At 61.9% G+C, this 10,875-nt stretch carries 11 protein-coding genes; all 11 read right to left on the reverse strand.

All coding sequences use genetic code 11. The features are described from left to right. Window positions 1–97: 97 nt before the first annotated feature. Window positions 98–967, reverse strand: coding sequence for a F0F1 ATP synthase subunit A (atpB, locus tag O6P39_RS27270; RefSeq protein WP_275609441.1), 870 nt, complete (start codon window positions 965–967; stop codon window positions 98–100). 16 nt (window positions 968–983) lie between these two features. Then, window positions 984–1,391, reverse strand: a complete 408-nt coding sequence (locus O6P39_RS27275; protein ID WP_275609442.1) for a F0F1 ATP synthase subunit I — start codon at window positions 1,389–1,391, stop codon at window positions 984–986. 149 nt (window positions 1,392–1,540) lie between these two features. Beyond that, window positions 1,541–2,413 carry a ParB/RepB/Spo0J family partition protein gene (locus O6P39_RS27280; protein WP_275609443.1) on the reverse strand — a complete coding sequence of 291 codons (873 nt, stop codon included), beginning with the start codon at window positions 2,411–2,413 and terminating at the stop codon, window positions 1,541–1,543. 16 nt (window positions 2,414–2,429) lie between these two features. Continuing rightward, entirely contained in the window at window positions 2,430–3,218 is a 789-nt protein-coding gene (locus O6P39_RS27285) for a ParA family protein (protein WP_275609444.1), read from the reverse strand. 18 nt (window positions 3,219–3,236) lie between these two features. Continuing rightward, the gene (gene rsmG, locus O6P39_RS27290) at window positions 3,237–3,887 is read right to left on the reverse strand and encodes a 16S rRNA (guanine(527)-N(7))-methyltransferase RsmG (protein ID WP_275609445.1); all 651 of its coding nucleotides are present in this window, start codon (window positions 3,885–3,887) and stop codon (window positions 3,237–3,239) included. Beyond that, on the reverse strand, window positions 3,887–5,779 hold the full coding sequence (gene mnmG, locus O6P39_RS27295; protein WP_275609446.1) for a tRNA uridine-5-carboxymethylaminomethyl(34) synthesis enzyme MnmG: 1,893 nt from the start codon (window positions 5,777–5,779) through the stop codon (window positions 3,887–3,889). Before mnmG ends, rsmG begins: the two co-directional genes overlap by 1 nt. A gap of 548 nt (window positions 5,780–6,327) precedes the next feature. Further along, window positions 6,328–7,695 (reverse strand): tRNA uridine-5-carboxymethylaminomethyl(34) synthesis GTPase MnmE, encoded by a 1,368-nt coding sequence (gene mnmE, locus O6P39_RS27300; protein WP_275609447.1) that lies wholly within the window; start codon window positions 7,693–7,695, stop codon window positions 6,328–6,330. A 107-nt stretch (window positions 7,696–7,802) separates the two neighbouring features. Then, complete coding sequence (gene yidC / locus O6P39_RS27305; RefSeq protein ID WP_275609448.1) at window positions 7,803–9,554, reverse strand: membrane protein insertase YidC; 1,752 nt, start codon at window positions 9,552–9,554, stop codon at window positions 7,803–7,805. 2 nt (window positions 9,555–9,556) lie between these two features. Continuing rightward, on the reverse strand, window positions 9,557–9,805 hold the full coding sequence (yidD, locus tag O6P39_RS27310; protein WP_275609449.1) for a membrane protein insertion efficiency factor YidD: 249 nt from the start codon (window positions 9,803–9,805) through the stop codon (window positions 9,557–9,559). Further along, window positions 9,798–10,205: a ribonuclease P protein component gene (rnpA, locus tag O6P39_RS27315; RefSeq protein ID WP_275609450.1), complete on the reverse strand. Its 408-nt coding sequence runs from the start codon at window positions 10,203–10,205 to the stop codon at window positions 9,798–9,800. Before rnpA ends, yidD begins: the two co-directional genes overlap by 8 nt. 14 nt (window positions 10,206–10,219) lie before the next feature. Continuing rightward, window positions 10,220–10,354 (reverse strand): 50S ribosomal protein L34, encoded by a 135-nt coding sequence (gene rpmH / locus O6P39_RS27320; protein WP_003100258.1) that lies wholly within the window; start codon window positions 10,352–10,354, stop codon window positions 10,220–10,222. Between the last annotated feature and the right edge of the window lie 521 nt (window positions 10,355–10,875).

Raw genomic sequence — 10,875 nt, forward strand, 5'->3', positions numbered from 1 at the left:
CTTTTTGTCGTGTTGGTTAAAGGTGAAGCAAGTTAAGGTGGTGAAACTCTTCTTTCACCCCCTCCCGCAAGGGGAGAGGGCGTACAGAATCTTTTGATCAGTGGCTGTCTTCGTGGGCCATCGACAGGTAGACGATGGTCAGCATCATGAAGATGAACGCCTGCAGGGTGATGATCAGGATGTGGAACACGGCCCACGCCCAGTTCAGCACGACACCCATGCCGCCCAGCCAGAGGATGCCGGTACCGAACATCACGGCGATCAGGATGAAGATCAGCTCGCCGGCGTACATGTTGCCGAACAGACGCAGTGCCAGGGATACCGGCTTGGCGATCAGGGTCACGAACTCGAGCAGGAAGTTCACCGGGATCAGGATGATCTGAACCACGATGTTGCTGCTGTGGAACGGGTGCAGGGTCAGTTCGCCGAGGAAGCCGCCGATGCCCTTGACCTTGATGCTGTAGAAGATGATCAGCGCGAACACCGCGATCGACATGCCGAAGGTGGCATTCGGGTCGGTGGTGGATACGGCGCGGAAGAACAGGTGTTCGTTGCCGGTGACCGCCTGAGCCGCCAGCGGCAGGAAGTCCACGGGCACCAGGTCGATCAGGTTCATCAGGAAGATCCAGACGAACACGGTGAGCGCCAGGGGTGCGATCAGCGGGTTACGGCCGTGGAAGGTGTCCTTCACGCTGCCGTCGACGAACTCGACCAGAACTTCGACGAAGTTCTGCAGGCCGCCAGGTTGACCGCTGGTAGCCTTCTTGGCCGCCATGCGGAAAAGGAAGATGAATACCAGGCCGAGGAATACGGACCAACCCAGGGTATCAACGTGGAATGCCCAGAAGCCCATTTCCTTGGCTTGTTCGGCGGTGTGGGCGAACCCCCAGGAACCGTCCTGCAGACGACCGAAGGTCAGGTTCTGCAAGTGGTGCTGGATGTAACCCGAAGCGCTTTCTGCTGCCATGTTTGCCTCAATCGCTCTAAGGTCTTGTAAATGTGTTTCGCATCAGCAGGGGTGCAAACCAGCTGACCACCAGGGTCAGCAGGTAGATGCCGAACAGCGCCAGTGGCGCCAAAGGCTTCACACCTGCGAACGTCAGTGCGAAGAGCACTGCCGTCAGAATCAGTTTTCCCGCCTCGCCGGCATAAAAGGACCGGACTATCAGCTGGGCTGAACGGGCGCCGCTGTAGCGGAACGCCTTGCGAGCAAAGTACAGATTCGGCAACCACGCAATCAGGCCACCCAGCAGGCCGGAATAGCCTGCGACCGATCCCTGGGCAAACCACAGGGCCGCTGCACCGATAAGCAGCACCACCAGTTGGACGAGCAACAGGCGAAAAGCCGGTTGGCGATGGAAGGGCAGGCGATTGGGCTTGCGGGGTTCCATCTGTCTCACAGTCCTCTGGCGTCGGCTTCGCAAATCAACAACTTGGCATACTTTGTGCCGACAAAATTGCGCGCAGAGTATAGGGGGCGCCGCATACCCGTTCAACCGTCAGGTAGTGATTTCCGACGACCCCTACATAGTCGCTGGCGTCAGCGGATGTGGGCGAGGACGCCCTGCAATTCGTCGAGGGAGTTGTAGCGAATCACCAACTGTCCCTTGCCCTTCTGCCCGTGACGAATCTGCACCGGAGCGCCCAGGCGCTCAGCCAGGCGCTGTTCCAGGCGGCTGATGTCCGGATCGCTCTTGACCGGTTTGACAGGTTCCGCGGGGGCATTGAGCCACTGGCGCACCAGGGCTTCGGTCTGGCGCACGGTGAGGCCGCGTGCGACAACATGTCGCGCACCTTCGACCTGCCGATTCTCGGGCAATCCGAGCAGGGCACGGGCATGGCCCATTTCCAGGTCGCCATGGGACAGCAGGGTCTTGATCTCGTCCGGCAGGGCGATCAGGCGCAGGAGGTTGGCCACGGTCACGCGGGATTTGCCGACGGCGTCGGCGACCTGCTGCTGGGTCAGCTGGAATTCCTGCTGCAGGCGTTGCAGCGCGGCGGCTTCCTCGATGGGGTTGAGGTCCTCGCGCTGGATGTTCTCGATCAGCGCCATGGCGATGGCGGCTTCGTCCGGCACTTCGCGGACCATGGCCGGGATCTTGTCCAGGCCGGCCTGCTGGCTGGCACGCCAGCGACGCTCGCCGGCGATGATCTCGTAGCGGCCCTTGTCGATGGGGCGCACCACGATGGGCTGCATCACGCCCTGGGCCTTGATGGACTGGGCGAGTTCTTCCAGGGCCTGCGGGTCCATATCGCGGCGCGGCTGGTATTTGCCGCGCTGGATCAGGTCCAGCGGCAGGTGCTGGAGTTCCTTGTTGTCGACCTGAACGGCTTCTTCCTGCAGGGTAGCGGCGCTGGAGCCACTGAGCAGGGCATCCAGCCCGCGTCCGAGACCTCGTTTCTTGGCGGCCATGCGGGTTCCTTAATCTTTAGGCGGTGGCGGTGGTGCGGGCGGAGCGCTGGCGGCGCACCAGCTCGCCGGCCAGCGCCAGGTAGGCGAGGGCACCGCGGGATTGCTTGTCGTAGACCAGCGCCGGCATGCCGAAGCTGGGTGCCTCGGCCAGTCGCACGTTGCGCGGGATCACGGTGGTGTAGAGCTTGTCGCCGAAGTGTTCCTGCAGCTGCGCGCTGACGTCGTTGGTCAGGCTGATGCGCGGGTCGTACATGGTACGCAGCAGGCCCTCGATCTTCAGCGCCGGGTTCAGCCGCTCGGCAATGCGCTGGATGCTGTTCATCAGGTCGGTCAGGCCTTCCAGCGCGTAGTACTCACACTGCATCGGAATGATCACGCCGTCCGAGGCGGACAGGGCGTTGACGGTCAGCATCGACAGCGACGGCGGGCAGTCGATGAGGATGAAATCGTAGTTCTCGCGAATGGGAGCCAACGCCTGGCGCAGGCGGTGCTCTTTCATGTCCATCTCCAGCAGCACCACTTCCGCGGCAGTGAGGTCGCGGTTGGCGGGCAGCAGCTGGTAGCCGCCGTGCTCGGAGAACTGCATGGCCTGGGCCAGGTCGCACTCGCCGGTCAGCACGTCGTAGATGGAATGATCCAGGGACAACTTATCCACACCGCTGCCGGTGGTGGCATTGCCCTGTGGATCGAGGTCGATCATCAGCACGCGTCGCTTGGTGGCAACCAGCGATGCGGCGAGATTGATACAGGTCGTGGTCTTGCCGACGCCGCCTTTCTGGTTGGCGATCGCGAATACCTTAGCCATGGTTTCCCCCACTCCCCGTCATGCAATGCGGCGCAGTATCAGCAGATGGCGCTGGCCTTGGCAACCCGGCACCGCCAGAGCGTGTTCGGCTTCGACCCGGAAATCTTCCGGGAGTGCCGCAAGCTCTTCGCTGGGGTGGACGCCTTTCATGGCCAGCCAATTGGTGTGGGCGTCGCCGAGGTGGCGCGTCCAGTTGGTGAAGTCTTCGAGGCTGCTGAACGCCCGGGAGACGATGCCGTTGAACGGCAGTTCGGGTTGGAAGGCTTCCACCCGGCTGTGGATAACCTGGAGGTTGTCCAGTTTCAGTTCCAGCTTCACCTGGGTGAGGAAGCGGGTCTTCTTGCCGTTGCTGTCCAGCAGTGTCAGCGACTTGCCGGGGAACAGGATGGCCAGCGGAATACCGGGCATGCCGCCGCCACTGCCGACGTCCAGCCAGCGTTCGCCACCGGCAGCTTCGAACCGAGCGACGATGCTCAGGCTGTCGAGCAGGTGGCGCGAGACCATTTCATCCACATCGCGCACGGCGGTGAGGTTGTAGGCCTTGTTCCACTTGGCCAGCAGGGCCAGGTAGTCGAGAAGGCGCTGTTGGGTGGCGGCGTCGATGTTCAGGCCGAGTGTTTCAATGCCACGCGCGAGTTCGTCGGCGTGGCGGGCAGTGACCAGGGACATCAGGCGCTCTGCTCCAGCTGACGGCCGGACGAGCGCTTCTTCAGGTGGATCAGCAACAGGGAGATGGCCGCCGGGGTCACACCCGGGATGCGGCCGGCTTGACCGAGGGTTTCCGGACGGGCGTTACCCAGCTTGAGCTGGATCTCCTTGGAGAGACCGGAAATGGTCTGGTAATCGATATCCACAGGCAGCTGGGTGTCTTCACTGGCGCGCAGGCGAGCGATCTCTTCCTGCTGACGGTCGATGTAGCCCGCGTACTTGGTGCGGATCTCCACCTGTTCGGCGACTTGCGGGTCTTCCGCACCGGCGCCGGTCACTTCGGCCAGGCTGACGTAGTCGATTTCCGGACGGGCCAGCAGGTTGAGCAGGTTGTACTCGTGCGCCAGCGGCGTGCCGAAACGCTCGGCGATGGCATCGCCCTGAGGAGTGTTCGGACGAACCCAGGTGCTCTTCAGCCGCTGTTCTTCCTGCTCGATGCCTTCGCGCTTGGCTTCGAAGACCGCCCAGCGCTCGTCGTCGATCAGGCCCAGCTCGCGGCCCTTCTCGGTGAGGCGCAGGTCGGCGTTGTCTTCGCGCAGGATCAGCCGGTACTCGGCGCGCGAAGTGAACATGCGGTACGGCTCCTGGGTGCCGAGGGTGATCAGGTCGTCGACCAGTACGCCGATGTAGGCCTCGTCGCGACGCGGGCACCAGCTGTCACGGCCCTGCGAACGCAGCGCGGCGTTGGTGCCGGCGAGCAGGCCCTGGGCGCCGGCTTCTTCGTAGCCGGTGGTGCCGTTGATCTGGCCGGCGAAGAACAGACCGCCGATGACCTTGGTTTCCAGGCTGTATTTCAGGTCGCGCGGATCGAAGTAGTCGTACTCGATGGCGTAGCCGGGACGCACGATGTGCGCATTCTCCATCCCACGGATCGAGCGAACGATATCCAGCTGCACGTCGAAGGGCAGCGAGGTGGAGATGCCGTTCGGGTACAGCTCATGGGTGGTCAGGCCTTCCGGTTCGAGGAAGACCTGATGGCTGTCCTTGTCGGCGAAGCGGTGGATCTTGTCTTCGATCGACGGGCAGTAGCGCGGGCCGACACCTTCGATCACGCCGGAATACATGGGCGAGCGATCGAGGTTGGACGCGATGATCTCATGGGTCCGCGCGTTGGTGTGGGTGATCCAGCAGCTGACCTGGCGCGGGTGCATTTCCTTGGAACCGAGGAAGGACATCACCGGGATGGGCGTATCGCCCGGCTGCTCGGTCATCACGCTGAAATCGACACTGCGGCCGTCGATGCGCGGCGGAGTACCGGTTTTCAGGCGACCGACGCGCAGCGGCAGTTCGCGCAGGCGCTTGGCCAGAGCGATCGACGGCGGATCGCCGGCGCGACCGCCGGAGTAATTCTGCAGACCGATGTGGATAAGTCCGCCGAGGAAAGTACCGGCGGTGAGTACGACGTTATCCGCATGGAATTTCAGACCCATCTGGGTCACCACGCCGCGCACCTGGTCCTGCTCGACGATCAGGTCGTCGCAGGACTGCTGGAATATCCACAGGTTGGGTTGGTTCTCCAGGATTTCGCGTACCGCGGCCTTGTAGAGGATGCGGTCGGCTTGTGCACGGGTGGCGCGCACTGCTGGGCCTTTGCGGCTGTTCAGAACGCGGAACTGGATGCCGCCTTTATCGGTGGCCAGTGCCATGGCACCGCCCAGCGCATCGATCTCCTTCACCAGATGGCTCTTGCCGATCCCACCGATGGCGGGGTTGCAGCTCATCTGGCCAAGGGTTTCCACATTGTGGGTGAGCAGCAGCGTCTTCACGCCCATGCGTGCAGCCGCGAGTGCGGCCTCAGTGCCGGCATGGCCGCCGCCGATCACGATCACGTCAAAACGGGAAGGGAAATCCACCACGCACCTCGTGCCTGTTGATCAAGGAGAAATAAGAGAGCCGGACAGTATAGGGGTTAAGGGCTCTCGATTGAAGGCACCTGAACAAAAAATAGCCAATCGGTGCTGTGGGCTTCTATAGAAAATAAAAGAGAGGAACTTTTTTAAATCTTTTTAGAGCTTGTGTTTATGTATGGTGAAGCCGATTTCTGTGGATAACCACCTTGAGCCCTTGTGCCGTTTGTGTTTCACGGCATAACAACCCTGTGTCGATGCTGTCAGGTGGCAGGGGATCTCCGGTTTTCAGCCTGTGGATTAAGTGATCTGTTATCAACAGGTGGATTTATCCACGGCTTGCGACAGGTGTTGTCAACGTGGCTGTACGTGAGTTTTCCACAGGGTTCACGGAGGCCTGTGAAATACGTTTTTTTAGGCCTGGAAGCTAGTAACGGCGCTGGTTCTGTCGTTAATTCGGTTGTGGATAGAGGTTCATCTGATAAATCAGCGCGCAGGAGCGGGCGCGGTGACGGAATGGCTCCGTCACCGTTGAAGAAAAGCGGTTCTGTGGATTACTTGCCGATGCAGAAGCTGGAGAAGATGCGACCCAGCAGATCATCCGGTGTGAAGGCGCCAGTGATTTCGCCCAGGGCTTGCTGGGCCTGACGCAGATCCTCGGCCAGGAGTTCGCCGGCGCCGCTCAGGGTGAGCTGGGCGCGGCCGTGCTCGAGGCTGTCACCAGCCTGGCGCAGGGCTTCCAGATGGCGTCGGCGGGCGCTGAAGCTGCTTTCGGCGGTCTGTTCGAAGCCCATGCAGGCCTTCAGGTGCTCGCGCAGCAGATCCAGGCCATTGCCGGAGCGCGCGGAGAGGGTGAGGGTGACGTGACCGTCGGTGCTTTCTTCCAGTCCGATCGTCTCTGTGGATAAATCCGCCTTGTTGCGGATCAGGGTGACATGGGCCGGATCGGGCCGGCTGTCGAGGAACTCCGGCCAGAGGGCGAAGGGATCGCTGGCCTCCGGGGCTGTGGAATCCACCACCAGGAGCACGCGATCGGCCTCGTTGATGGCCTTCAGGGCGCGTTCCACACCGATCTTTTCCACATGGTCATCGGTGCTGCGCAGGCCCGCGGTATCGATGATGTGCAGCGGCATGCCATCGATGTGGATATGTTCGCGCAGGACGTCGCGAGTGGTACCGGCGATATCGGTGACGATGGCCGCTTCGCGGCCCGCCAGGGCGTTCAGCAGGCTCGATTTGCCGGCATTGGGACGCCCGGCGATGACCACGGTCATCCCGTCGCGCAGCAGCGCGCCCTGGCCGGCTTCGCGCAACACGGCGGCCAGTTCGGCGCGTACCGCATCCAGTTGGGAGAGGACGTGGCCATCGGCGAGGAAGTCGATCTCTTCTTCCGGGAAGTCGATGGCTGCCTCGACATACATGCGCAGCTGGATCAACTGGTCGGTGAGATGGTGCACACGACGGGAGAATTCGCCTTGCAGCGAGCGCACGGCGTTGCGCGCAGCCTGGGCCGAGCTGGCCTCGATCAGGTCGGCGATGGCTTCGGCCTGGGCCAGGTCGAGCTTGTCGTTGAGGAAGGCGCGTTCGCTGAACTCGCCCGGGCGCGCCTGGCGAGCGCCCAGTTCCAGGCAGCGCTGCAGCAGCATGTCCATCACCACCGGGCCGCCGTGGCCCTGCAGTTCCAGTACGTCTTCGCCGGTGAAGGAGTTCGGCCCGGGGAAGAACAGCAGCAAGCCCTCGTCGATGACGTCGCCGTCGTCGGCGTGGAATGGCCCGTAGTGAGCGTAGCGAGGCTGTGGCTCGCGACCGCTGAGGGTGATGGCCATGGCGCGGGCACGGGGGCCGGAGACGCGGACGATGCCGACCCCGCCACGGCCCTGAGCGGTGGCGACGGCGGCGATGGTTTCACGGGCTGCATTCATGTCGGCGGTCTCGTGGCTTTCTCAGGACAAAGAGGACGCTGGGCAAAACTATCCACATAGCAAAACGCCCCACGAGGGGGCGTTTTGGCAATCGTCGGGAGGGGCGATCAGGCGGAGGCCTTTTTCGCCGCACCCTCGATCTGACGGGTAATGTACCACTGCTGTGCGATGGACAGGCAGTTGTTCACAACCCAGTACAGCACCAGACCGGCCGGGAACCACAGGAAGAAGAAGGTGAAGATGATCGGCATCAGCTTCATGACCTTGGCCTGCATGGGGTCCGGCGGCGTCGGGTTGAGCATCTGCTGAACCAGCATGGTGGCGCCCATGATGATCGGCAGGATGAAGAACGGATCCTTCACCGACAGGTCGACGATCCAGCCCAGCCACGGGGCCTGGCGCATCTCGACGCTTTCCAGCAGTACCCAGTAGAGGGACAGGAAGACCGGCATCTGCACCAGGATCGGCAGGCAGCCGCCCAGCGGATTGATCTTCTCCTTCTTGTACAGCTCCATCATCGCCTGGGACATCTTCTGGCGATCGTCACCGTGCTGCTCCTTGAGAGCCTGCATCTTCGGCGATACGGCACGCATGCGCGCCATGGAACGGTAGCTGGCGGCGGACAGCGGGAAGAAGGCCATCTTGATGACGATGGTCAGCAGGATGATCGACCAGCCCCAGTTACCCACCAGGTTGTGGATATGTTGCAGCAGCCAGAAGATCGGCTGGGCGATGAACCACAGCGGACCGTAGTCGACGGTCAGTTCCAGGCCCTTGGACAGATCGCCCAGGTAGGCTTGCAGCTTGGGACCGGCATACAGGGTCATGCTGGTTTCGCCCTTGGCGCCCGGCGCGACGGTGATGTTCGGGCCGGTGAAGCCGACGATGTAGTTGCCCTGGGCGTCCTTGCGGGTCATCACATTGTGGGTGTCGCCCTTGGCGGGTACCCAGGCGGTGACGAAGTAGTGTTGCAGCCAGGCGACCCAGCCACCCTGGACGGATTCCTTGAACTGCTCCTTGTCCATGTCCTTCATGGACACTTTCACGTAGGGCTTTTCAGGGGTCCAGACCGCGGCGCCGAGGTAGGTCGACACGCCGGTGGCGGTGGTGGAGGACGGATCGGCGCTGGCGTCACGCTTGAGCTGGGCGAACAGGGAAGCGCTCCAGGGCTTGCCGCTCTGGTTGTCGATCAGGTAGCTCACGCCGACCTGATAGGCATTGGGGTTGATGCACTCGAGCTTCTTCTGGGCCTTTTCCTTCTCGGTGCAGTCGCCTTTCAGGCCGCGGTGGAAGGTGAAGCGCTTGATGTAGTTGACGCCATCCTGTGCATAAGTCAGGTCGACGACCATCTGGTCCTGACCGTCAGCCAGTTCGTACACCGGCTTGGCCGAAGCATAGAGCGGGCGGCCACTGGCAGCGGCATCCGGACCATTGGCACCGGTCAGGCCGCTCTGGGCCAGGTAGGTGCGCTGCTGGTCACGCTCGAACAGCGGGAAGGGTACATCCGGGCGATCCTGGCGCAGCGGGTACTGGGTCAGGCCCAGTTTCACCACATCGCCACCGCGCGGATCGATGGCCAGGTCCAGAACGTCGGTCTTCACGCGGATCAGCTGGTCGCTGACGGCCGCCGGCTTCTGCTCGGTGGGCAGGCTTGCCTGGGCATTCTGGGCGGTCGGTACGTCGGCGTTGCTGGCCGCGCTGCCGGCAGGCACGGAGGTATCCGGCAGGCCTTCGTTCTGGTTGAAGGTCGCGGTCTGCGCTGGCAGTTCGGGCTGGCCGTAGTCCTTGTTCCACTGGAGGACCAGCGCGTAGGACACGATTGCCAGGGCGACGAATAGGATTGAACGTTTGATGTCCATGATTACTCGGCCGTCGAGGAAGGGGCGGTCTTGGATGGGGCTGGCGGTACCGGATCATAGCCACCGGGGTGCCAGGGGTGGCAGTGGCCGAGGCGACGAGCGGCCAGCCAGCCACCACGCAGGAAGCCATGGGTTTCGATGGCTTCCTGCGCGTAGCAGGAACAGCTGGGATAGAAACGACAGTGCCTGCCCATCATGGGACTGATGGCGTAGCGGTAAAACTGGATCAGTAGAAGCGCCAGTCTACGCATGGGAACTGTCGGCCACTCCCGGAGATTCTGTCGTAGGTTCCGGGCTGGGCCGATTGCGCAACAGGCGCTTCCAGAGCTTGCCGAACTGCTGGTGCAGCTCTTCATTCTCCAGATCGCCGAGGCCCTTGCGCGCGATGACCACGATATCCAGGCCGGCCAGCCTTTGCTGGTTGTGGCGGAAGGATTCGCGGAGAAGGCGTTTGAGGCGGTTACGCTCGACGGCGAGCTTGACGTTCTTCTTGCCGATCACCAGGCCGAGGCGGGGGTGATCGAGACCGTTTTCGCGCGCCAGCAGCAGGATGTGCTTGCCGGGAACCTTGGAGGTGGGGGAGTCGAAGACCGCTGTGAATTGCCGGGCTGTCAGTAGACGTTTATCCCGGTCGAAGCCTTGACTCACCACCTGTGTCGGACAAATCAGACGGTCAGACGCTTACGGCCCTTGGCGCGACGACGCGACAGAACCTGACGACCGTTCTTGGTGGCCATGCGAGCGCGGAAACCGTGGACGCGAGCGCGCTTGAGGGTGCTGGGTTGGAAAGTACGTTTCATGATTCGGTACCTGGGTTGACGACTTGAGGTCGCAGTGACCCCGTTTAAAGAGACCGGCGATTCTAGTCAAATCGCGCGGTCAGGTCAATTTCCAACCAGCGGCGGATACAAATATGAATAGAAAGGGAGGAAATCTCTTTTTTAAAGATTGAAGCGATGATTATGTTTAGGGATGCCCTGCCCTGTGCATAACTTCATGGAGGCAGTGGTACTGCACGGATTGGCCGAATGATAACCCTGTCCGGAATGGGTGGGTGGCCTGTGCGGCAACGGTTGGAAAGCTGGGTATGGATGGCTGATTTTTCCACAGGGATTTTTTCCACAGGACGATCACCAGAGCCATCCCCTGCCTCATTCAGTTGTTATCCACAAGGCTCATGGCGTTATTATCCGACCACTGGCGAAATCATTAACACCTTGATTTTGCTTGTGTCCAAGCGTGTTTCTCATGTGGATAAGTTGGTCCGGCGGGGCTACAATAGCGGCCTGTTTCGCTTTGCGACTTCTTTTGGGGGATATCC

Origin of the sequence: Pseudomonas sp. PSE14 (assembly GCF_029203285.1) — a bacterium.
GTDB lineage: Bacteria > Pseudomonadota > Gammaproteobacteria > Pseudomonadales > Pseudomonadaceae > Pseudomonas.

Coding starts and splice junctions, on each gene's coding strand:
- atpB (WP_275609441.1), bottom strand. CDS start 967: ATGGCAGCAGAAAGCGCTTCGGGTTACATCCAGCACCACTTGCAGAAC.
- O6P39_RS27275 (WP_275609442.1), bottom strand. CDS start 1,391: ATGGAACCCCGCAAGCCCAATCGCCTGCCCTTCCATCGCCAACCGGCT.
- O6P39_RS27280 (WP_275609443.1), bottom strand. CDS start 2,413: ATGGCCGCCAAGAAACGAGGTCTCGGACGCGGGCTGGATGCCCTGCTC.
- O6P39_RS27285 (WP_275609444.1), bottom strand. CDS start 3,218: ATGGCTAAGGTATTCGCGATCGCCAACCAGAAAGGCGGCGTCGGCAAG.
- rsmG (WP_275609445.1), bottom strand. CDS start 3,887: ATGTCCCTGGTCACTGCCCGCCACGCCGACGAACTCGCGCGTGGCATT.
- mnmE (WP_275609447.1), bottom strand. CDS start 7,695: ATGAATGCAGCCCGTGAAACCATCGCCGCCGTCGCCACCGCTCAGGGC.
- yidC (WP_275609448.1), bottom strand. CDS start 9,554: ATGGACATCAAACGTTCAATCCTATTCGTCGCCCTGGCAATCGTGTCC.
- yidD (WP_275609449.1), bottom strand. CDS start 9,805: ATGCGTAGACTGGCGCTTCTACTGATCCAGTTTTACCGCTACGCCATC.
- rpmH (WP_003100258.1), bottom strand. CDS start 10,354: ATGAAACGTACTTTCCAACCCAGCACCCTCAAGCGCGCTCGCGTCCAC.